This is a genomic window from Emergencia sp. JLR.KK010, from assembly GCF_037018265.1.
GTDB lineage: Bacteria > Bacillota > Clostridia > Peptostreptococcales > Anaerovoracaceae > Senimuribacter > Senimuribacter intestinalis.
Genome location: NZ_CP143550.1, coordinates 1,770,770 through 1,793,234 on the forward strand (window position 1 = coordinate 1,770,770; position 22,465 = coordinate 1,793,234).

At 44.9% G+C, this 22,465-nt stretch carries 17 protein-coding genes; 13 read left to right on the plus strand and 4 right to left on the minus strand.

Features of this window, described 5'->3' with window-relative positions; translation table 11 throughout:
• Window positions 1-37: 37 nt before the first annotated feature.
• A complete protein-coding gene (locus V1225_RS08475; protein WP_338546081.1) occupies window positions 38-877 on the minus strand; it encodes an MBL fold metallo-hydrolase in 840 nt (279 codons plus the stop codon).
• Between the two features lie 206 nt (window positions 878-1,083).
• Between V1225_RS08475 and V1225_RS08480 the strand changes: the two genes are divergently transcribed.
• The 3 genes from V1225_RS08480 to rnr all read left to right on the plus strand — a co-directional run bounded on the left by V1225_RS08480 (window position 1,084) and on the right by rnr (window position 4,557).
• The gene (locus V1225_RS08480) at window positions 1,084-2,097 is read left to right on the plus strand and encodes a suppressor of fused domain protein (protein WP_338546082.1); all 1,014 of its coding nucleotides are present in this window, start codon (window positions 1,084-1,086) and stop codon (window positions 2,095-2,097) included.
• Window positions 2,098-2,185: 88 nt separating this feature from the next.
• Window positions 2,186-2,491, plus strand: coding sequence for a hypothetical protein (locus V1225_RS08485; protein WP_160200771.1), 306 nt, complete (start codon window positions 2,186-2,188; stop codon window positions 2,489-2,491).
• A 107-nt stretch (window positions 2,492-2,598) separates the two neighbouring features.
• A complete protein-coding gene (rnr, locus tag V1225_RS08490; protein ID WP_338546083.1) occupies window positions 2,599-4,557 on the plus strand; it encodes a ribonuclease R in 1,959 nt (652 codons plus the stop codon).
• A gap of 24 nt (window positions 4,558-4,581) precedes the next feature.
• On the opposite strand, the gene V1225_RS08495 is transcribed toward rnr, so the two are convergent.
• Both V1225_RS08495 and V1225_RS08500 read right to left on the minus strand, forming a co-directional pair.
• On the minus strand, window positions 4,582-5,409 hold the full coding sequence (locus V1225_RS08495; protein ID WP_160200773.1) for a metallophosphoesterase: 828 nt from the start codon (window positions 5,407-5,409) through the stop codon (window positions 4,582-4,584).
• A gap of 51 nt (window positions 5,410-5,460) precedes the next feature.
• Complete coding sequence (locus V1225_RS08500; protein WP_160200774.1) at window positions 5,461-5,670, minus strand: hypothetical protein; 210 nt, start codon at window positions 5,668-5,670, stop codon at window positions 5,461-5,463.
• 169 nt (window positions 5,671-5,839) lie between these two features.
• Here V1225_RS08500 and V1225_RS08505 point away from each other — a divergent pair, with 169 nt between their 5' ends.
• From V1225_RS08505 to V1225_RS08540, 8 genes are all read left to right on the plus strand, one after another.
• Window positions 5,840-6,763 (plus strand): LysR family transcriptional regulator, encoded by a 924-nt coding sequence (locus tag V1225_RS08505; RefSeq protein WP_338546084.1) that lies wholly within the window; start codon window positions 5,840-5,842, stop codon window positions 6,761-6,763.
• A gap of 108 nt (window positions 6,764-6,871) precedes the next feature.
• On the plus strand, window positions 6,872-10,387 hold the full coding sequence (nifJ, locus tag V1225_RS08510) for a pyruvate:ferredoxin (flavodoxin) oxidoreductase (protein WP_338546085.1): 3,516 nt from the start codon (window positions 6,872-6,874) through the stop codon (window positions 10,385-10,387).
• On the plus strand, window positions 10,387-11,730 hold the full coding sequence (locus tag V1225_RS08515) for an acetyl-CoA hydrolase/transferase C-terminal domain-containing protein (protein ID WP_338546087.1): 1,344 nt from the start codon (window positions 10,387-10,389) through the stop codon (window positions 11,728-11,730). The genes nifJ and V1225_RS08515 overlap by 1 nt, the downstream gene beginning before the upstream one ends.
• Window positions 11,731-11,895: 165 nt before the next feature.
• Window positions 11,896-13,941 (plus strand): S9 family peptidase, encoded by a 2,046-nt coding sequence (locus tag V1225_RS08520; RefSeq protein ID WP_338546088.1) that lies wholly within the window; start codon window positions 11,896-11,898, stop codon window positions 13,939-13,941.
• On the plus strand, window positions 13,934-15,910 hold the full coding sequence (locus V1225_RS08525; protein WP_338546089.1) for a S9 family peptidase: 1,977 nt from the start codon (window positions 13,934-13,936) through the stop codon (window positions 15,908-15,910). Before V1225_RS08520 ends, V1225_RS08525 begins: the two co-directional genes overlap by 8 nt.
• A gap of 115 nt (window positions 15,911-16,025) precedes the next feature.
• Window positions 16,026-16,331, plus strand: a complete 306-nt coding sequence (locus V1225_RS08530; protein ID WP_160200779.1) for a type II toxin-antitoxin system RelB/DinJ family antitoxin — start codon at window positions 16,026-16,028, stop codon at window positions 16,329-16,331.
• Window positions 16,328-16,648 (plus strand): type II toxin-antitoxin system RelE/ParE family toxin, encoded by a 321-nt coding sequence (locus tag V1225_RS08535; protein ID WP_160200780.1) that lies wholly within the window; start codon window positions 16,328-16,330, stop codon window positions 16,646-16,648. Before V1225_RS08530 ends, V1225_RS08535 begins: the two co-directional genes overlap by 4 nt.
• A gap of 233 nt (window positions 16,649-16,881) precedes the next feature.
• Window positions 16,882-18,219, plus strand: a complete 1,338-nt coding sequence (locus V1225_RS08540) for an IS4 family transposase (RefSeq protein WP_338546076.1) — start codon at window positions 16,882-16,884, stop codon at window positions 18,217-18,219.
• Window positions 18,220-18,434: 215 nt separating this feature from the next.
• Here V1225_RS08540 and V1225_RS08545 read toward each other — a convergent pair whose 3' ends face one another.
• On the minus strand, window positions 18,435-19,676 hold the full coding sequence (locus tag V1225_RS08545; protein ID WP_338546091.1) for an amidohydrolase family protein: 1,242 nt from the start codon (window positions 19,674-19,676) through the stop codon (window positions 18,435-18,437).
• Window positions 19,677-19,747: 71 nt separating this feature from the next.
• Between V1225_RS08545 and V1225_RS08550 the strand changes: the two genes are divergently transcribed.
• Together V1225_RS08550 and V1225_RS08555 are read left to right on the plus strand one after the other, a co-directional pair.
• A complete protein-coding gene (locus V1225_RS08550) occupies window positions 19,748-21,217 on the plus strand; it encodes a hypothetical protein (RefSeq protein ID WP_338546093.1) in 1,470 nt (489 codons plus the stop codon).
• Window positions 21,218-22,414: an aminotransferase class I/II-fold pyridoxal phosphate-dependent enzyme gene (locus tag V1225_RS08555; protein WP_338546094.1), complete on the plus strand. Its 1,197-nt coding sequence runs from the start codon at window positions 21,218-21,220 to the stop codon at window positions 22,412-22,414.
• Window positions 22,415-22,465 lie beyond the last annotated feature (51 nt).

The window sequence follows — 22,465 nt, forward strand, 5'->3', positions numbered from 1 at the left end:
GAGGGATTCCCGAAGCTTTAAAAGCTTTTGGAACCCCTCATTTTTCTTTTGGAAAAGGATACACTAGATGAATTTCGTTGACACCGGAAATACCGGTTACTGGTTCTTTGTGGTGCAGCGCTTTGTAGCCGTGGCGAGGATGAACGAAGATGGAATCCTTTTCGGGATTGCGGTGGCTGATGGCAAAAATCACTGCGTCCAGCATCTCTGGCGGATAAGGCGTTTTGGCATGGGAGGCGAGGATTCTGCGGATAGGAAATTTGTCTTTCAGAAGCTGCAGACGACCAGAAAGTTCCTCTGGCGGTGCACTATGGTCAAACATCATCCAAAGACTTTTATCTATCGTATCGCCTGCCATCAGCGTGCCGCTTTCGTGGTCGAAGACGGAAAGTGAGCCGAGGGAATGTCCAGGCAGCAGAAAGGTTTCTAAGGTGCGGCTACCCAGATCAAAAATGTGCCCATCTGCAGCGCAGCTGAATGGAACCTGCTTATAGGTCAGATAAAATTCGCGATTGAAATTTTTAGGAAACGGATATTTTATTTTGCCTGCGGAATAGCGTTTTTCCAAAAATGCAAGCATGCTGACTTTGTCATGCTGATATAGATCGTAGACAGAAAGTTCGGCAGGATGAATCAATGCGGTTTCAGAGAAGCGAAAATTGCCGCCGGTGTGATCCAGATGTCCGTGGGTGTTGAGGAGGATAAGGGGCAGATCGGTGATTGTACGCAGAAAGGCAGGCAGATCTTCAAAGCCATAGCCTGTGTCGATGAGCAGCGCAGCGTTGGTGCCCGTGATAAGGGTGCAGCAAACATTGCTGTTTTCGTAAATATGATAAATGCCGGTCGAAATGTGACTGACAGAAAAATATGAATCCATGAAGCAGCCTCCTTTTCTTAAAACTATTTTATCACATTGCACATATATTTTCTATATCGGATAAAACTTCAAGATTTTCCCTGTGTTGAAAAGATTGTATATCCGGCTATAATTTAGTATAATATAAACAACCGGCTTTTTTTGCTTCTGTTGAAAAGGGCGTAAGGCGCCTTTCTCAACGGAAGAACGTATGGAGGATTTGACAGATGGAAAAGGAACTTTTAAACAGACTTCATGAGGAAGACAACCATGAAGAGATTATAAAGATACTGGAAAGTGAAGGCGCTGAACACGATTACGATACAATTTGCTATCTGGCGCGAGCCTATAATAACCGCGGCGAGGAAGGCGACTACGATAAGGCTGCCGATCTTTTGCAGATGGTTTACGATATGGGAAAGGACGATCCGCTCTGGCATTACAGACTGGGTTATGCATATTTTTTCAGCGGCAGATACGAAGATGCACTGATGTGCTTTGAAGAATCTCTGCATCTGGATCCTTCTGATGAGGATGTGGATTTTTTCATTACGGAGTGCAAGGAGCAGATTTTAAGGCGCAACGGATTCTTTGATGAGGAACTGAATCCGGAAGTATACAGCAGTGAAGAAGAGGAAATTATAGAAACGTACATAGAAGAAACCTTTGGGGAATTTGAAAGCGTGTTTCATGAGCTGGTTTCACCGGATATTCACGTGGATATCTGTGTGATTCCACCTACAGAGGAACGTAATTTTTATACACTGGTGACCATGGGAATGGGAGCGCATCGCATGAATGTGCCGGAGGATCTTTCCGAGTATAAGCTGCAGAGGGCGGAGCTTGTCATTTGTCTTCCACCTTACTGGGATCTTGAGAGCGAGAAGGAAGAATGGTACTGGCCAATCAGACTGCTCAAAGTTCTTGCCAGACTGCCGATACAGGAAGATGCCTGGCTGGGATGGGGGCATACCATCGATAATGGAGAAGGCTTTGATGAAAGCACGCAGCTCTGTGGCAGTATGCTGATTACACCGGTTATCTTCGATGAAGAGGAGTACATTTGTCCTCTGACAGAGGGAGAGGAAGTTAATTTTTACCAGATTATTCCACTTTACAGGGAAGAAATGGATTTCAAAATGCAGCACGGCGCTGACGATCTTTTAAAACAACTGGATGGCAGAGTTTTAGTTGTAGATCCGAAACGACAGAAGTTTTCACCGGAAAAACTGCTTAGCTGATTGAACTGAAATAGTTTCCGAATAATACCTTTCATATTTTTTGAAGAACATCAGATAATAACCTTAGAAAAAAGAAAGGAGTTTCAACATGAAAAAGACCAGATTTTTTCTAATGGCTTTATTACTGGTGACTGTTCTAGTCTTTACCAGCTGCGGAAGTGACGACAATAATGACAACGTTTCTGACAACCCGACTAACAATATGGAACAGGATGTCAAGGACGGTGCCGATGACGTTAAAGATGACGTTGAGGATTTAGGCGATGATATGAAAGATGGCGCATCCGATGCGGTAGATGATGTTGAAGACGCTTTAGATCCTGACGGCGGCGATAAAGCAAGAACAGACGGCAGGGACGGCAGCGGTGACAACGATGCAAAGACAGCCGAGTAATAACCAAAGGAATTTCGCCTGAAAAGGTGAAGGGCAAAGCGCAGGGAAATTCCCTGCGTTTTGAATTTGTTCTGGTAATGAGAAGAGTTTTCATATACAATAGAACCATGAGAAAAAGAAGAAAGAAACAGTTTTATACACCGGGGACTGAGAAACTGACCGGTGTACTGGAAAAAACAAAATCGGGATTTGGATTTGTCCGTCAGGAAGAGGGCGGAGATATTTTTGTTGGCAGAAGCAATATGTACGGCGCCATGCACGGCGATACTGTTTCTGTTGATTTGCTGCCGGAACAGTTTAGAACCAGAAGCAGAGAAGGCATTGTAGACAAAATTTTAGAGAGAGGCAATACAGAAGTTGTAGGAACTTTTCAAAAGAATAAGCGATTTGGATTCGTGGTTTCTGATGATAAGAGAAATAATGATGATGTTTTTGTAAAGAAATCGGATTTTCGAGGTGCACAGAATGGAGATAAGGTAGTTGCAAAGATTACTAAGTATCCTGAGAAAAATGTCAGTGCAGAAGGAAAAATCACTGAGATTATTTCACGCTTTGGAGAGACAGGCGGCGAAATCAAAGCGCTGATTCGAGCAAGCGGTCTCTATGAGACTTTTCCAAGCAGGGTCAATGCAGAGGCAAAGGCAAAGTCCAGGGAGGAGATTACTGCAGAGGAAATTAGAAGAAGACGGGATCTGCGGGATAAAACGATTATTACCATAGACGGTGCGTCGGCAAAGGATTTGGACGATGGTGTTTCTATAGAGATCACTGACGGCGGCAATTATCTTTTAGGCGTCCATATCGCTGATGTCAGTCACTACGTGGCGGCGGACGGTCATCTTGATCGGGAGGCATTAAAACGGGGCAACAGTGTGTACCTTTTAAGCAGAGTAGTTCCCATGCTGCCTAAGGTGCTTTCCAATGGAATCTGCAGTCTGAATCAGGGTGAAGATAGGCTGACCCTGACCTGTCAGATGGAAATTGATGAGAGCGGCAGCGTAGTGCACTATGAGATATTTGAAAGCATTATTTGTTCCAAGGCGAGAATGGTCTACGATGATGTTTCGGATATTTTGGAGCATGAAGATGAGGCGTTAATTAAAAAATATGAGGATATTTACGACGACCTTCTTGCTATGGGAAGCCTTGCAGAAATTCTCAGAAAGAAGAGAAAGGAAAAGGGCAGCTTAGATTTTGATTTTGATGAGGCGGAAATAGAACTGGATGAAGAGGAAGTGCCGGTGGCCATCGGGATTTCCGAGAGGCGCACTGCCAACAGACTCATTGAGGAGTTTATGCTGGCGGCCAATCAGACTGTAGCGGAGCATTTTTATTGGATGGAATATCCTTTCGTCTATCGTGTTCACGAAAAACCGGACACAGACAAAATCGTAGAGCTGAAAGCTTTCCTTGCTGGCTTTGGAATTAATCTGCCGGGAAATCCGGACAACATTCATCCGAAGGCTCTCAATGATATTCTACAGAAAGTGGAGGGCATGCCTTACGAAAATATCGTCAGCACTGTCATGCTGCGTTCTATGAAAAAGGCATTTTACAGCACCGACTGTCAGGGACATTTTGGATTGTCCTTTCCGTATTACTGTCATTTTACTTCACCGATTCGAAGATATCCAGATCTTTGTATTCACCGAATTATTAAAGACTCTATTTGCGGCAGGGCAGATGAGCAGAAGCTGAAAAAATATAAGGCTGACGCGCAGGCTGCGGCAGAAATTGCGTCACTGACTGAGCGAAAAGCGCAGAGTCTGGAGCGAGAAGTTGCAAAGATGAAAAAAGCGCAGTATATGCAGCAGTACATCGGAGAAAGCTTTGAAGGAGTCATTAGCGGCGTGACTAATTTTGGCATTTATGTGCAGTTGCCTAATACAGTGGAGGGTATGGTGCGCCTTGACAGTCTGCGTGATGATTATTACGATTACGAGCCGGGAAAATATCGGGTTATCGGCAGACTCAGTCACAATATTTATGCCCTGGGAGACCGGGTTACCATAGAGGTGCTGGCGGCAAACCCGGAAGAAAGACAGATTGATTTTCTGATAGTTTAATAACCAAGTAAGAAGTGCACAGCATTAAAGGTGCACTTCTTTTAATGTTTCCCGACAGACGTAAAGCACCATATCAGGGTTTGCGCAGACAGACCATTTGACCAGACTTGCAGTGTGGTTCTGAATTTCTATGGCGGTGATAGCGGAAGGGTGAACACAGCTTCCGCAGTTAAAATACATGCCGCAGTCGGTTTTCATTAGAGCAGGTTTGTGGGTGTGACCTGCAATGAGAATGCACTTCTTTCTGCAGCTGTAGTTGATGAAATTCTCTTCGATTTTACGCACTTTGGTGTAGTTTTTTGCAGCACTGGTAGGGTCTTTAACACCGCGAAGCTCTAAAGGACGCCACAGGTAGCGCACCAGCCAGCGAGTAATTTTCCAAAGTTCGTCGTTCATATGATCGCCCTGATATCCGTGAAACATGCAAAGAGGAGGCATACCGGGGCTTTCCACGATGATGGATTCATAAAAAGGGATAGCACCGGAAAGGCCCCGCCACAGATAAGCGCCGTTTTCTTTGACTCGGTCGTGATTGCCAAAGACCATGAAGAGACGGCTCTCATCGTGGAATTTTTGCAGAATCTGATAGATTTCCTGATGGGTATTATAGACGTCGGCAAATCGGCGGTTTTCCCACAGTTCATCACCATCGCCAAGTTCTATGTAGGTGAAATTCTCTTGATAGTAGTGTTTTAACGCAGCAGTATAGATGGGTCTGTTTCTGAGAAAGTTATCAGCCCAGGTTCCTGTGCCGCGGTGGCAGTCGCTCATGATGACAAGCTTTGGAAGCACATTGTAAGAAAGACACAGTGCTTTTGAAAAAGATTTTTCGATACGATTGTAATTAGACATAAAAACACCTCTGCAGCAGTATATGCGGGCAGAGGTTTATTTTTTCGATATTTATTGCTTCCTTCGATGTTCTTTTTTGGCTTTTTCAATATCGGTTGGAAGAAAAATGACATTACCTTCTTTTTTTAAGTCAGAGGCTTGAGACGTTTTTTCGTAGGGATCTTTGCTGGGCGTATTGTCCTGACCACTTCCGCTGGTAGAAACCATATAGTAGATAAATAAACCGACCGCAAAGACCAGTCCTAATATAAATAGCGGCATATGTTCACCTCCTGTTAAATCTATTATATCATGAAAGAATGACATGGCAAGGTGTTTTTTATTACTGCACAATCAGATTTGTCGATTGAACTAAATTGCCTTTCTGGTGTATAATGAACTGGAAAAGCCACAGCGCATGAAATGAAAATTTAGATTGGAAAGACAGACTATGAACTACAGAACCATAGAAATATTTCTTGATTTAGTACGTACGAGAAATATCACAAAGACTGCCCAGCGGCTGTATCTTTCTCAGTCCACTGTGAGCAAGCGGCTTGCCGCCTTGGAGGAAGAACTGAATTGCACGCTGATTCGAAGAACCAAGGGGCGTCGTGAGATTTTGCTGACCAGACAGGGGGAGCAGTTTATTTCCGTGGCTGAGCGGTGGAAAAATCTCTTTGAGGAGACGGAGAGTCTGAAAAATTCTTCTCTTTCTACCATTATGCTGGGAATCAGTGAAAGCTCCTATTACGGATTTATTGCGCCTTTTTTGAAGGAGTTTTTGGAAGACCATGCAGATATTCGCGTCGTGGCAAGTATTTACAATTCCGATCAGATTTATCAAATGCTCGAAAACCGCACGCTGGATTATGGAATTGTAGCCTATGAGTCGGAGCGGGCGGGAATACAGCGGCAGTGTATCAGCAGGCAGAAGCTTTGTATTATCCGCTACTGCGAAAATCCAAAGGAAGGTGAGATTATGTCTATTTCACCTGAGGAGCTGGATCCGGCGAAAGAAATCCGTTTTACCGGTGGTAATTTCCGCAGTATGAAGCACTGGCGGCAAAGCTGGTTTTCCGGTAAAAGTGAAAGCAGACTGGAACTGAACACGGTGCAGGGAATTGTGCCGTTTCTGGATGGAACCGATTACTGGGCTGTTTGTACGCCCTCTATGGCAGACTCTATTGGCCGCAATGTCAGTCTGCAGATTTATCAGCTGCAGGATTGCGACGATACATGGGAATTGTTCTTTTTGAAAAAGGAAAGCGAAGGGGAGAAACAAACTGCTGCGGCAGCAGCCTTTGAAACGGAGCTCTTTGCCTATGTGCAGACCTTTTGCGATGAAGAAGACAAAAAACAAAATATTCTATAATAGAATTTTTAATATGACTTTTTACCGTTTTATGAATAATTCGAATGATGGTAAAATCCTCCATAGAAGAAAAGTGTGAAATCAATACTTCTAAGGAGGATTTTTTCTATGGATAAACAACAGTACATCATGGTAGCAGACGGAAATGAGGCGGCAGCTTATGCGGCTTACGCTTTTTCGGAAATTGCAGCCATTTACCCGATTACACCCTCTTCACCGATGGCGGAAAAGACCGACCAGTGGTCAGCCCTTGGAAAAAAGAATTTATTCGGGCAGTCGGTAACCCTGGTGGAAATGCAGTCGGAAGCAGGTGCAGCGGGCGCAGTACATGGGGCGCTGGAAGCAGGTTCCCTTGCAACGACTTTTACATCTTCCCAAGGGTTAATGCTGATGATTCCGGCATTGCACAGAATCAGCGGCACCAGACAGCCGGGCGTGCTTCACGTCGCTTCACGTACTGTGGGGACTCACGCCATGTCTATCTTTGGCGACCACAGTGATGTGATGAACTGCAGACAGACAGGTTTTGCCCAGCTGTCATCGGGCAGTGTGCAGGAAACCATGGATCTCGCGGGAATCGCCCATCTGGCAGCGATTAAAAGCAGAGTGCCGTTTATGCACTTCTTTGACGGCTTCAGAACTTCCCACGAAATCCAGAAAATCAGAGCAATTTCCTATGAAGAATTTGACCGGCTGCTGGACAGGAAAGCGCTGGCGCAGTTCCGGAAAGAAGCCCTCAACCCTGATCATCCGACCCTGCGCTGCACAGTGCAAAATCCGGACGTATACTTTCAGTTCCGTGAAGCCAACAACAAGGCCTATGACAATGTTCCTGCTATTGTAGAGGAATATATGGCAGAAATCAACAAAATCACAGGAGAGGACTATCATCTGTTTAACTATTACGGCGCCAAGGACGCAGAGCGTGTCATCATAGCTATGGGCTCCGTCAGCGGCGCAGCGAGAGAAACTGTAGAAGCCCTGAATCTTTGCGGTGAAAAAGTCGGATATTTGCAGGTTCATCTGTTCAATCCGTTTTCCGTAGAATATTTTCTGAGGGCGCTGCCAAAGACGGTGAAAAAAATTGCTGTGCTGGACCGCTGCAAGGAAATGGGCGCTATGGGCGAACCTCTGTATTTAACTGTTTGCGGTGCTTTTGCCAATGAAGAGCAGAAACCGTATCTTTGCGGCGGACGTTACGGCCTTTCTTCTAAGGATACAACACCGGCGCAGATAAAAGCGGTCTTCGACCATCTTGTGAAAGATTGCCCTGCGAAAGAGTTCACTGTGGGCATAGAGGACGACGTGACCGGACTTTCCATTCCGGTTGACGAGAGTTTTCAGATTGCAGACAAAGGCACGAAAGCGTGTAAATTCTGGGGGCTGGGCAGTGATGGAACGGTAGGTGCAAATAAGAATTCCATTAAAATTATCGGACAAAATACACCGATGTATGCCCAAGGGTATTTTGAATATGATACGAAAAAATCCTTCGGGATCACCAAGAGCCATCTTCGCTTTGGAAACGAGCCGATTCTGTCCACTTATCTGGTGAAATCAGCGGATTTCATCGCCTGCCACAATCAGTCTTTTCTAGATAAGTATGACATCGTGACAGAGTTGAAAGAGGGGGGCATTTTCCTTCTCAATACACGTTGGAGTGTAGAGGAAACCGATAAAAATCTACCAAAGGAAGTTAAGAAAACTCTGCTGAACAAGGGCGCAAGGGTGTACATCATAGACGCAAACGGTATTGCAGAAAGTTTGGGTCTTGGCAGCAGAATCAGCATGGTTTTGCAGGCGGCATTCTTTAAGCTGGCGGAGATTTTGCCGGAGGAAGCGGCGCTGAACCAGATGAAAGAAGCTGCAAGGAAATCCTTTGCGAAGAAGGGCGAAGCAGTGGTGCAGAAGAATCTGCAGGCCATCAATGCAGGTATGCAGTGCGTACAGGCTGTAAAGTTGAGTGATAATGCCGGTACAGAGAAAACTCCCGTTGATGCGACCAAGCTGCCGTCATTTATCAGAGAAATTCTGATGCCAATCAACGGGCAGAAGGGCGACACATTGCCGGTATCTACTTTCGAAGGCTACGAGGACGGCACCATGCCTATGGGAACGACCGCTTACGAAAAGCGCGGTATTGCAGCAAAGATTCCTCTCTGGGACGCCGCAAGCTGTATCCAGTGCAACCGCTGCTCTTACGTATGCCCTCACGGTGTTATCAGACCATATCTTTTAGATGAAAATGAAAAAAAGGCTGCGCCGGAAGGCTTTGCGATTGCTTTAGCAAAGGGTGTAAAGGGCGAAGCGCCTATGTATTTTTCCATGCAGATCAGCGATATGGACTGCACTGGCTGCGGAAGCTGTGTTTCCGTCTGCCCGAAGAAAGGGGAGGCTTTGAAGATGTGTTCTGCGCCTGCTGACATGGCTGTAACACCGCAGTGGGAATACGGACTTACTATAAAGGAGAAGGATTGTTTTGCAAAAAATACCGTCAAGGGAAGCCAGTTTAAACAGCCACTGTGCGAGTTTTCCGGGGCCTGCGCGGGCTGCGGCGAAACCCCTTATGCGAAGCTTTTGACGCAGCTTTACGGAGACAGAATGTACTGGGCAAACGGCACAGGTTGTACCCAGGCGTGGGGCGCCGCAATGCCATCGGTTCCATATACGGTAAATGCGGAAGGGAGAGGTCCTGCATGGAGTAATTCACTCTTTGAAAATAATGCGGAATTTGCGCTGGGCATGCTGCTGTCTATGAAGCAGCAGAGAAACAAGGTGCGCATGTGGATTAGCGAACTCATGGAACTGGAAAACACATTGGATGCGCCGATTCAGACATGGCTTGATACCTTTGACGATGTGGACGCTTCTATGGATGCAGCGAAAGAACTGCTGGGAGCCCTTGAGGCGGCAGAGCTGACAGGCCGCAGCAGAGTTTTAAAAGAACAGATTATCGGTGCGAAAGATCAGCTGGCGAGAAAAACTGTCTGGATGTACGGCGGCGACGGTTGGGCTTACGATATAGGATTTGGCGGACTGGATCATGTGATCGCCCAGGGCGAAGATATCAATGTCTTTGTGGTGGATACGGAAGTTTATTCCAATACCGGCGGACAGAGCAGCAAAGCGACGCCTCTTGGCGCTGTAGCCCAGTTTCAGAGTGCAGGCAAAAAATCTGCTAAGAAGGATTTAGGACGGATGATGATGTCTCAGGGCAACTGCTATGTTGCCAGCGTAGCTATGGGCGCAGATCCGAACCAACTGATGAAAGCCATCGACGAAGCGGAACACTTTTGCGGTCCGTCCATTGTTATTGCCTATGCGCCGTGCATTAATCACGGCTTGAAAATAGGTATGGACAAAGCCCAGGAAGAAATGAAGCGTGCGGTAGATGCAGGCTACTGGTTCCTGTACAGATACAATCCGCACAAAGAAACCGGCAAGTTCTGTCTGGACTCCAAAGAACCTTCCTTGAACTACCAAGAATTTTTGGAAGGGGAAAATCGTTATGCCTCCTTACATAAAGCTTTTCCTGAAAACGCAGAGCGTCTCTTTGCACAGGCGGAGAAGGACGCCAAAGCACGCTATAAGGAGCTTGTCAGACTTGCCGGGGAGGATAAATAATGCTATTACAGACAGAGTACAGCAGAAAGAAAGTCAGCGCGCAGAGCGCAGCTCTTTTGGTGGAGAGCGGGGACTGGATAGACTATGGAATGATTTCTCAGATTCCATATCTCTTTGATGAAGCCCTGGCAGAGCGAAAGGAGGAACTGCAGAATGTAAAGATTCGCGGCGCCATGCTGCTGAAACCGTTGGCAACACTGGAAGCAGATCCTTGCAGCAGTACCTTTCATTATCACAGCTGGCATCTTTCCGGGCTGGAACGAAAATATGCGGATCAGGGACTGTGCAGTTATATTCCAATGAACTACAGCAGTCAGCCCAAATATTACAGAGATTTTCTGAAGGTCGATGTGGCGTGTATCACGGTTTCGCAGATGGACAGACACGGGTACTTTAACTTTTCACTGACGAACTCAGCGGCTTATGCGATTTTGGAAAAGGCAAAGACGGTGGTAGTTGAAGTCAACGAGCGTCTGCCGCGGGTTTACGGCGGCGAAAAGGAATGTATCCATATTTCTCAGGTGGATTATATTATAGAAGGCGAGCACGAGCCGTTTCCTGTTCTGAAAGCAGCAGCGCCTACAGAAACGGACAGCGCTATCGCAGCGTATATTTGTGAGGAAATCGGTGACGGCGCAGTGCTGCAGCTGGGAATCGGCGGAACGCCAAATGCGGTGGGCAAACTGATTGCGCAGTCCGATGTAAAGAATTTGGGCATGCACACGGAAATGCTGTGCGACGCATATCTGGATCTTTATAAGAGCGGAAAACTGACTAACCGATGTAAGAATTTGAACCGGGGTAAAGGTGTATGGAGCTTTTGTCTGGGAAGTAAAGAACTGTATCAGTGGGCAGCTGAAAATCCGGGGCTTGCCAGCTATCCGGTGGATTATACCAATTTACCTCAGGTGATAGGACAGCAGGATAATATGGTCTCTATCAATAACTGCCTTACGACGGATTTGTTCGGACAGACCTGCGCTGAGACGGCAGGTTTTCGTCAAATCAGCGGAACCGGCGGTCAGTTGGATTTTCAGTATGGGGCATTCCTGTCAAAGGGCGGAAAGGCATTTCTCTGTATGGCGTCGACCTATGTGAATAAGGAGACAGGGCTGTTGGAATCCCGTATTGTGCCATCTCTTGGCGCAGGCGATGTAGTGACAGACCCGCGCAGTCACGCTTACTATCTGGTGACAGAACAGGGAATGGTTAACCTGGCAGGCGCAAGTCTTTGGGAAAGGGCAGAAAAAGTGATTTCCGTAGCGCATCCGGATTTTCGGCAAGACCTGATTTCTCAGGCGGAGAAAATGGGTATCTGGAGAAGAAGCAATAAGTTAAAATAAATAAATTACCTCCTAGTGGGCTGTGCCAGAAATGGACAGCCCTATTTTTAGATATTTTCCTGGGAAAGGTGACAATAAGGTGGAATTATATTGACAAAATGTTTAAAATATGCTATTATTGTGTCAATAAGTAAAGTGAATTGACGCTATGCAAGGAGAATTTTTATGAAGAAACAATTTCAACCTGATGATATGAAATATATCCGTTATCTATCAGGGATTGCAGTAAATCCACAGGGGAGCCTGGCTGCCTGGGTCAATTATAAAGGGGATGAAGAAACTGGGCTGTTTTCCGGGCAAATCCACCTGACGGATTTGAAAGACAGCGCTCCGCAGGTTTTACAGCTTGCAGGCAGCTGCAGTCAGCCGCAGTTTTTAGACGACGATACGCTGCTTTATTTGTCTGATGCAAGCGGCGAGAGACAGTTATATCAGTATAATATTTTAACACAAAGTTGTGAAATGCTGACATCTGCAAGACATGGAGTCAATCGTTACAGCTTGTCGAGAAATGGGAAAAAGGCTGTTTTAGAAATTGATTTATGGCAGCAGGAGGTTGACGATGCGTCCATGTTTGTCATCATGTCAGATGAAGAGAAGACTGCGTGGAAAGAAGAAGTGGAATACAGTCCTTACGAAATCACCGATTTGACCTACAAAATGGATGAATGGTATGGCATGCGAAAAGGTCAGCTGCCGAAGATTGCAGTTCTGGATATTGAGAGCGGAGCGCAGGAACTTTTGACCGTAGATGGATTGGAATATGTGTATCCACAGATTTCACCTGATGGCAGTACAGCCGCTTTCTATGGATATCCCCATACAGGTGCAAAGGGACGGCAAGCGGAGCTATTCCTTTGTGATATTCAGGGAGGGAAGCCAAAGCAGCTGACAAATGACATCGGAGTTTATGCGGATACTTGTCCGGCTTTTTCAGAAGATGGCAAAGAAATTGTGTTCGCTGTCTGTCCGATGCTGGAAGATGGAAGTACCATCATACTGCCTTATGCATACAGTCTGAAAGACAATAAAACAAGAGCCGTAATCGGGGAGGAAGAAGATCAGCTTTGCCATGGACTCAATGGATTTCCTGTGGGACGTTCAGTATATGGAGAGAGCAGCAGTTATTTTGACTGTGCGAAGGATGATTATCTGTACTTTTTGTCAACTTTCTGCGGAAGAGAAAGCTTGTACAGAAAGAACTTACACAGGATTGAAGAACCTGTAGAACTGATTTTAGCGGGAGAAACCTGCATTCACGAATTTGCGATAGCAAAGGAGGGAAGTCTGGTATATTTAATGGCAAATTTTGAAGGACCGGCAGAAGCTTATGTCAAATTGGCAGGCACTAAGGAGGCACACAGGCTAACTGATGCGAATCCTTGGCTTTCTGATTATGAACTGCCAAAGACAGAGGAACTTTCTGTGAAATCCTTTGACGGAAAGGCTGATTTGCAAGGCTGGGTGATGCACCCGGAAAATCAGGAAAAGGGACAGAAATATCCGGCGGTGCTTTATATTCACGGCGGTCCGGAATGTACCTTTACAGCAGAATACTGGCATGAGTTTCACGCTCTGGCAGCTGCCGGCATGGCGGTAATTTTTGCAAATCCAAGGGGCAGCGTCGGCTATGGCAGAGCTTTTTGTGCAGGCGGAATCGCTTGGGCGAAGGAAGCCATGGACGACTTGATTGCTGTGGTGCAGGCAGCCTGCGAAAAGGGCTTCATCGATGAAAAGCGAATCGGTGTAACCGGAGGCAGCTATGGCGGATATATGACAAATAAATTTATTGGCAGAACAAACCATTTTGCAGCAGCAGTAACGCAGCGTTCACTGATTAATCCGTCAACTTCTTACGGAACAGGTGATATGGGATTCATTTCAGCAAGACCGAACTGGGAAGGCATGAAAATGCTGGATGAGCTTTTGGATAGAGCAAGAGGGAATGCGATTACCTATATCGACAACATGAAAGTGCCGCTTCTGATTTTGCACGGCTATAAAGATTACCGCTGCAGCTTTGAGCAGGCAGAACAGCTTTTTATTGCGATGAAGGATAGAAATCCTGGAATTCCGGTGCGTCTTGTTATGTTCCCGACAGAAAATCACGGCGTAGACAGAATTGGAAAACTATATAATCAGATTAGGCATCTTTCGGAGATGACAGACTGGTTTACCACATATTTGTGCGGAGGTGGGAAACATGAGTAAAAGAACTTCTAAATTTGCAGATTGTCTGGAGCTTCAGAGATTTACCGGAGCGGATTATTTAGAATCAAAAAGCTTGATCGCATATGCGGTAGAAGGAGCTGTCAAACTGAGAAACCTGGCAGATGGGACCGAAAAAACGATTACAGCCGGAGGAGGCGGTGAGGGGAGCCCTGCTTTTAGTCCCGATGGAAAATTGCTGCTGTTTATTTCTTCTACAAAAGCAGGACGTCAAATTCATATCTGTGATTTAGAAACTGAGGCAGTTAGACGGGTTACTTCTATGAAAACGCCTGTCATGGAGCCAATCTGGTCACCGGACGGCAGCAGAATTTTGTTTGCTTCTCCATCGGCAGGCAGCAGCCCGCAGCGCAAATATGAGGATGAGGCAATTGTAATAGAGGATTTTGGGTATAAATTTGACGGTATTGGATTTTATACCCCGGATAGTCATATGCATCTTTACATGACAGAGATTGAGACGGGAAAGACCACACAGCTTACAGACGGGGATTTTGACTATATGCACCATAACTGGTCGGCAGATGGAAGCTTTGTAATTTGTGGAAGCAGTAGATTTCGTGATAAAGAACAGCTTCTGGGCATGGATCTTCTTCGGATTGAAGCAAAAGAACCGGCACAGGTTGGCAAAATCAGTCGTTTAACGCAGGATTTATGGCTGGTTTCCTACCCGAATCCGGTTAGACCGGTGGCAACACCTGACGGAAAATATATTATCGCAGGCTGTTTGGAAATGCCAAATGATATACAACTATCAGACGAAATAACCTATCCGGATGTGTACCTTTATAAAATCGCAACAGATGGAAGCGGATATCAGTGTATTTTCGAACCTTCCGAGGATTGCTTGCAGTGCGTACAGTTTCCGTATAATGCTTTCTGCGGTTGGGGTTTTGACAAGCTGCAGGTCAGTGAAGATGGAAAGGAAGCGTTTTTCCACGCAGGCTGGCAAGGTCAGTGCCGGCTTTACGGTGTACCGGTTGATGGCGGTGCAGCCCGCGTAATACAAAGCGGGAAGAAGGTCGTCCATGGTATTTCAAGCATTCAGAACGGCAAGGCTCTGATTGCGGTTTGTGAGGAGACGGTACCGGAGAGATATCAGATTTTGGAACTGGCAACCGGCGTATGTACTGAGACCGGTATTCAGTCTGCCCAGGAGCTACTTGATGCAGTGAACTACAGTCAGCCGGAGGAGTTCTTTGTGGATACACTGGATGGAGACAGTCGTGTACATGGGTGGGTCATGCCGCCTCAAAATCTGGATGCTTCTAAAAAGTATCCGGCGATTCTGTATGTACATGGCGGACCGCATCCGTTTTATACCTACGGCTTTACTATTGAGCACCAGTGCTTCGCAGGAGCAGGCTATGCGGTGATTTACTGCAACCCGAGAGGAAGCTCAAGCTATGGCATGAATCACGGAGATATTAAAAAGGCTTATGACAACAGGGCTTATGAGGATTGTCTTCAGATTGTGGACGAAGCCTGCAAGAGGTTTTCTTGGATTGATCCGGAAAGAATCGGTGTGACAGGAGGAAGCTATGGAGGCTATATGGTAAATTATATGGCAACTCATAGTAAGCGGTTTAAAGCCTATGTTACACAGCGGAGTATTTCAAATCATATGATTAGCTACGCCAGCAGTGACATGCAAGGGTGCAGCAAGGATTATGACAGCTTCGAAGAGTTTATGGTTAACCAGCTGAAAGAATCTCCCGTTGCCTATGCGGAGCGTATTGACAGGCCGCTTTTGATTCTCCATGGAACTGATGATTTGCGTACACCGGTAGAAGGCGCTCACCAGCTCTTTGTGGCGGTGAAGGATTTGCACCCGGATCTTCCTGTAAAGATGGTGCTTTATCCGCACGTAGCGCATGAGCAGCCGTCTCATCCTAAGCAGCAACAGCATTACTACGATGAGATGCTGCAGTGGTTTGAGAAGTATCTGTAAAGTTGCTTTATTCCTTGTAATTTGATTTTAATGCAGCACAATGTATCACGTATATTGATTTTTTGGTAAGGAGAGGATATAATATTGGTGAAACACTTAAGGAGGTATAGTAACCATGAAGAATGCACTTTCAGCACCGAAAACTGCTACCTATCATTTCCGAATCAATCCGGAGGTAAAAAATGAGGTGGAATCCATTTATGCCAAAAGTGGTATCACTTTGACTCAGGCAATCAATATTTTTTTACAGCAGACACTGAATGCCGGTGGATTTCCATTTCAGGTTTCCGGAGACAATGCAGAGTACATTAAATCAAAAGCAATGGAAAAACTGATGCAGGCACTTGATGAGGGAAAAGAATCCGGAGAATTAGTGAGCGAAGCAGATGTATATAAGCGACTTGGAGTAGAAATGCCATGAACGTGAAATACAGACCGTCAGCAATTTTTGACATTGAATCCACCGCAGGATATATGGAACATGAACTTGGCAATGAGAATGCAGCAAGAAAGTTTCGGACGCGAATTCTTCAAGGGATATCTTTGTTAAAAAAACAGCCAATGATGGGAATGCTGCTAAAAGAAAGGTTTGACGAAATAGAAACAGAGATACGTTTTTTTATTATAGATAAACAGATTGTTTTTTATGAAGTGAATGCTGCGATAGAACAGATTGAAGTCATCAGAGTATTAGATAGCAGAACTGATTATCTGGCCCTTCTTTTTAGTCAGGATTGATAGAAAATACAATAATAAATAACCACATGTGATTTTAAAGCCCCATCGTGCTGAAATCAATGGCATTAAGTTAAGAAAATCTCACATCACAGAAAATGTGGTGTGGGATTTTTTTGAGAATAAGTATTGACATATGAACAAAAAAATGCGGCCGCTTTAGCTGCTGAATATTTTAGAGGCAGCTAAAGCGGCCCTTGTAATTAGATAACATCTTTTTACAAGGAGGATACCGCATGAATAGGACTTCACTGGAACTAAAAAATTTGATTATGGACATTATTAATAAGCAGAAACAGGATTTAACAGGCCTTGTTTCTAACCCCAAAACAGATTTTTCCAGAAACAGAAAAATACCATATGAGAAAATGATTCTTTCGTTATTGACAATGGAGGGAGCATCTTTATCAAATGAACTTTTACGGCAGTTTGGCTATGGCTTAAATACAGCAACATCATCTGCTTTTGTCCAGCAGCGTAAGAAAATACTTCCTAAAGCATTTGCGTCGCTTTTCCACGATTTTACAGCAGCAACTTATAGTAATGATAATTATAAAGGATATAAACTCTTGGCTGTTGATGGTTCAGATATTCAAATCGCAACTAATCTAAACGATAAAGACTCTCTTTTTCAAATAGCAGAAGGTGTAAAACCTTATAATCTGCTGCATTTGAATGCTTTATATAATCTGAAATCTCACACTTATGAGGATGCAGTCGTTTTCAAACGCAAAGAAGCCGGTGAAAACAAAGCGTTGACTGAAATGGTGGACAGATCCGCTCTGCAGGGAAATGTAATTGTGATTGCAGACAGAGGATATGAGGCATATAACAACATGGCTCATATCCAAGAAAAAGGATGGTTTTATCTAATACGGGTGAAAGATTTTAATCAATATTCATCCGGTATTCTGCATGGCTTGGAGCTGCCGGATACTGAGGAATTCGATGAGTATATCGATTTAAAATTAACTCGGAAACAGACTAATGAAATGAAAAAGCTTTTTGAGCAGAGAAATCACTATCGGAGAATCGCGCATAATAAACCATTTGACTATCTGCCTGTTAAGAGCAGAAAATCTGATCCTGCAGTACTTTATAATTTGCCATTTCGCATTGTACGCTTTCCAATATCAGAGGATTATTACGAAGTTGTAGTAACTAATCTGGATACTGATGAATTCCCTGCGGATACTCTGAAACAACTGTATGGCATGCGGTGGGGAATTGAAACTTCATTTAGAGATTTGAAATATACAGTAGGACTGCTTCATTTTCATTCAAAAAAGGTGGAATACATACTTCAAGAAATCTTTGCACGGTTAATCATGTATAACTTTTCAGAATTGATTACCTCGCACGTAGTCATTGAAAAGAAAGACAGAAAGTATGAATATAAAGTTAATTTTTCTGTCGCAGTACATATATGCCGTGAATTCCTGCTTAGTATAAATATCCCACCTAATATTGAATCACTTATTGCAAGATATATAACGCCCATTCGGCCTGGACGTTCAAGGCCTCGTGAAATGAAAGCCAAACAGGCAATAAGTTTCATGTATAGAATAGCATAGATTTTTGAAATATACATTATTTTTTTGACAAGGGAACGCTCTTGTCTATTTGTTGCGTTTTTAAATCTACAAAAAAACAATTTATCAGCTTGAATCAAAGGAAAAAAAGAGAAGTTAATATCGCGAACAATACTAACTTCTCTTTAAATCCCTTAACTTAATGCCATTGGTGCTGAAATGATGGGGCTTTTTTATGTCTTAAGAAAAGAGAAAATCTACTGTAGATTTTCTCTTTTCATTTCTCCATCTACCATAACCATTTTTACGTGGTCGGCATGAGTCAGACAGCTGATATCGGAAAGAGGATTGCCATCTACGATGACGATATCAGCCAGTTTTCCAGGCGTTAGACAACCGGTGTTGGCATCTTCGCAAAGGAGATGTGCGGCATTTGATGTACCTGCTTTGATGGCTTCCATCGGTGTCATGCCAGCTCTGCACATGGCAGCGAATTCTTTACCGTTCTCCAGATAAGGGCTGTTTGGACTGTTGGAAAAATCAGTTCCCAGTGCAATACGAATTCCAGCTTTGCGTGCCATTTCAATAGTTTTGACATTTGCAGCTGCACAGGTTTTGACCTTTTTCTCCATCCATTCAGGAAGACCGGGAATATTGGCAACACCCAAAGACACAGCGAGGGTGGTGACTAAAGTGGCATCCATTTCTTTCATCAAATCAATTTCACGCTGCGTTAAGTACACGCCGTGTTCTATGCAGGTGATACCGGAAAGCAGCGCTTGATAAGTGCCTTCATATCCGGTGCAGTGGGCACAGACATAGCTGTGATGGCGTTTTGCTTCGTCAGCAATTGCCTTTAGTTCTTCCGGGGAAAACTGAACGTCATCCAGACGGTCTGTAGGAGAAGAAACGCCTCCAGTAGCGCAGATTTTAATGAATTTTGCCCCGGCGCGGAATTGTTCTCTGACTCCCTGTACACAGTCCCACGGACCATCGACGAGTCTGGAGGTATGATCCAGGCGATTCAATTCTTCTTTTGATAAGGATGGATTCATATCCACGTGACCGGAAGTAATTCCCAGGATTTTTCCGCCGGGCATGATTTTAGGACCGCGAAGAATGCCGCGTTCCACCGCACGGGAAAGATACAGACCATTTTCGGACATATCCCGCAGAGAAGTAAAACCGGCATCCAGAAGCAGACCGCATTGATAAGCGGCGCCCAGCAATTGATCGCCAAAGATTTTGCCATCTGCAAAGTTTCCGGCGTTTTCATCGCCGAAAAGGTGAGCATGACAGTCGATAAAGCCGGGCAGGATGGTTCCAGTTCCGGCATCAAGCAAAGTTGTGCTGTTATCTGTATCAAAAGCTGCAGCATCAAAATCGGTTTCCGCACCGGCATAGACGATGCGGCTTCCTTCAACGGCAACGAGTCCGTTTTCTATAGGGGTATCGGATATACCGTCGATAAGGCGGCCTTTTAAAATGTATGAAATCATAATAATCTCCCTTCTTTATATGACTTCATCATAGCAATAAATAAACATTTTGTCAATATAGAGTTGACGAAATGAAATTTATTCTATATAATAAAGATGATACAAGAAACAATTTGATGGAGGACATGATGGACACTATAAAACAGCTATGGATAACGCTTAGACCGTATATGAGTGAAGAATATGATTTTCAGTATGCGGATGTTGAGATGACCTTGGAAAGTCCGCAGTTTTCTGCAGGCGATAAACTGGCGGATTTATGGAAGATGGTCGCAGGGGTGCCAGGGGCACAGTTTACAGAGGAAGGTCTTTGTGCCTTTGACGATGAGGGAGCGCTTTCTCTTAGCGAAACCGTGGAAAAGGATGTTACCGGTTTTGACAAGCGAGTATGGCGTGTGAAAAGGGAAACTGCAGGTAATGTGCGGTTTTCTTACCGTTTTCTGCCTAGAGATTTGACTGGCGTGGACAGATGTCATCCATATTTTGATACGATTCAGGAGAAAAATGGCGCATTGATTCCCGGTGTAACATCTCTTGCAGCAGTGGAGGAAGGAAAGTACCACATTCATTTTATCTGGGATAAATCGAAAATGCCGGAGGATGCTGATGCTGCAGCGATAAAAGGCTGCGGAAATCTTGATTATATCGGAACGCCGCAGGACTATACTTTCTCACTGTATTTGACAGGGAAAATCAAAAGAGTCAGTGATGAAAGCGGAAAGCGGAATATCTACTGGCTGGATGAAAATTTACCGGATCAGGAAAAAGTTACTAGGCAGCTGCCAACACTTCTTTCTGCAATGTGCGAGTTTTTCGGCGATGAAGACTTAGCGTACAGTGTATTTTTCCGCAAAGAGCCGTTTTCTATTTCTAATGGAGGAACCGCTTTTGACGGCGGATTCGTGTTTGGTTACAGTGATACAATGCCGCTGATTATGGAAGAGGCTCTTAACACCCTTGCCCATGAAATTGTGCATAATTGGCCGGCTCTTGACGAACCGGCAGGGAAGGGACCGTGGTATAGTGAGGGTACCGCAGAGTTTTACAGTGTAATGATTCCTCTTCGCCGTGGAATTGCAGGCTATGAGCAGGCGGCAGGCTGGATTACGGAAAAGTGTACCAATTATTACAATAACCCACATCAGTCAATGACCTGTGAAGAGGCTTACGAGAAAGCGTGGGAAGATAGCGGGATTCAGCGTGTTCCTTATGGGAGAGGTTTTATCTATCTGGCGGAGACGGATTATCTGCTCAGAAAGAAATCCGGCGGCAAGAGAAGTTTAGACGATTTGGTCTTACTAATTGTGGAACGAAGAAGAGCAGGAGAGAAGGTAACTGTTTCAGACTGGGAAGCTTTGATTGGAGAAGAACTGGGTGAAGAGGCAGTTGAACACTTTAGAAGGGTGATGGCAGGAACTGAAGTAATCGCTGCTGATGATCAGTGGTTTGACGGCAGATTTTCTTTTGAAAAAGGACGCTATGAGGATATAAAGAAAGGCGCTATTGAGGGGGCACTGATTTGGCGCAAGAAAGAGGATTAAATGATGTACGATTTTGATAGAGCAGGAGCCTATGAGGGAACGGAAAATTTGAAAGCACGCTTTAGACCGGAGGCGCTGCGTAAGCAGGGTGTTACCAGCTTTTCGGCAGCCGAAATGGATTTTTCGACAGCGCCCAGCATTAGGGAGGCAGTAAAAGCAACGGCGGAGCGAGGCATTTATGGCTTTACGATTCCAACACAGCAGTATCTGGATGCGGTAAAGTGGTGGCATAAAGAGATGCGCAGCTGGGAAATTGCGGATGAATGGATTGTGCCTGTGCTGGGAACGATTTTTTCAGTTGCCACGGCTATCCGCATGACAACGAAAGAAGGCGACGGGATTATTGTACAGACGCCGGTCTATTATCGCTATGAGCAGGCGGCGACCCGAATGAAACGGAAAACGGTACATAATCCGCTGAAAATTGTAGATGGGCAGTATCAGATGGATTTTAAGGATTTAGAATCTAAAATGCAGGCACCCGAAAATAAGCTTTTGGTGCTTTGTAATGCACATAATCCTATAGGCAAGGTCTGGTCACTAGAGGACCTTCGGAAAGTAGCGTCACTGTCAGCAAAGTATCAGATGCCGGTTATCTGTGATGAGATTTTTGGTGAGATGACCTTTAAAGGACATCAGGCTAAGCCTTATGCTTCCATTGAAGAAGGACAGGCGTATGCGATTACTGTCACATCACTGGGAAAGGCTTTTAACTTCACCGGCGTCAATCATGCTCATGCGATTATTCCTGATGCAAAGCTTCGTGCACGTTACGAAGAGCAGAAATATGCGGATCATTACGGAAGTCTGGGACCTTTTGAATATGCTTCCGTTTTGGGCGCCTACTGTCCGGAAGGAAAGGCCTGGTTTACGGCTGTAAGAGATTATATTTACAAAAACGGTGTTTGGGTAAAAGAATTTTTACGAGAGCATCTGCCGCAGGCATACGTATTTCCTGTGGAGGGAACAACCGTCTGCTGGATTGACTGGTCGTTTCTTGGTATTTCAGGAAAAGAGCTCCACGATTTCTTTGAGAGAGAGGCCCTTTTTGAGGTGGAAACAGGAGAAGTTTACGGAGAGGGCTGTGAGAGGATGACAAGAATGAATCTATCCAGTTCGAGAATGCAGATTGAGGAAGCCTTAGAAAGAGTGTCAGAAGCTTGCAATGAATTGACAAAATGTTTTAAAAATGATTGACAATTTGTCGTAAAATGGTATAATATAGACATAGAATTGAAAGGAGATTGG

Coding starts and splice junctions, on each gene's coding strand:
- V1225_RS08475 (WP_338546081.1), bottom strand. CDS start 877: ATGGATTCATATTTTTCTGTCAGTCACATTTCGACCGGCATTTATCAT.
- V1225_RS08480 (WP_338546082.1), top strand. CDS start 1,084: ATGGAAAAGGAACTTTTAAACAGACTTCATGAGGAAGACAACCATGAA.
- V1225_RS08485 (WP_160200771.1), top strand. CDS start 2,186: ATGAAAAAGACCAGATTTTTTCTAATGGCTTTATTACTGGTGACTGTT.
- rnr (WP_338546083.1), top strand. CDS start 2,599: ATGAGAAAAAGAAGAAAGAAACAGTTTTATACACCGGGGACTGAGAAA.
- V1225_RS08495 (WP_160200773.1), bottom strand. CDS start 5,409: ATGTCTAATTACAATCGTATCGAAAAATCTTTTTCAAAAGCACTGTGT.
- V1225_RS08500 (WP_160200774.1), bottom strand. CDS start 5,670: ATGCCGCTATTTATATTAGGACTGGTCTTTGCGGTCGGTTTATTTATC.
- V1225_RS08505 (WP_338546084.1), top strand. CDS start 5,840: ATGAACTACAGAACCATAGAAATATTTCTTGATTTAGTACGTACGAGA.
- nifJ (WP_338546085.1), top strand. CDS start 6,872: ATGGATAAACAACAGTACATCATGGTAGCAGACGGAAATGAGGCGGCA.
- V1225_RS08515 (WP_338546087.1), top strand. CDS start 10,387: ATGCTATTACAGACAGAGTACAGCAGAAAGAAAGTCAGCGCGCAGAGC.
- V1225_RS08520 (WP_338546088.1), top strand. CDS start 11,896: ATGAAGAAACAATTTCAACCTGATGATATGAAATATATCCGTTATCTA.
- V1225_RS08525 (WP_338546089.1), top strand. CDS start 13,934: ATGAGTAAAAGAACTTCTAAATTTGCAGATTGTCTGGAGCTTCAGAGA.
- V1225_RS08530 (WP_160200779.1), top strand. CDS start 16,026: ATGAAGAATGCACTTTCAGCACCGAAAACTGCTACCTATCATTTCCGA.
- V1225_RS08535 (WP_160200780.1), top strand. CDS start 16,328: ATGAACGTGAAATACAGACCGTCAGCAATTTTTGACATTGAATCCACC.
- V1225_RS08540 (WP_338546076.1), top strand. CDS start 16,882: ATGAATAGGACTTCACTGGAACTAAAAAATTTGATTATGGACATTATT.
- V1225_RS08545 (WP_338546091.1), bottom strand. CDS start 19,676: ATGATTTCATACATTTTAAAAGGCCGCCTTATCGACGGTATATCCGAT.
- V1225_RS08550 (WP_338546093.1), top strand. CDS start 19,748: ATGAAATTTATTCTATATAATAAAGATGATACAAGAAACAATTTGATG.
- V1225_RS08555 (WP_338546094.1), top strand. CDS start 21,218: ATGATGTACGATTTTGATAGAGCAGGAGCCTATGAGGGAACGGAAAAT.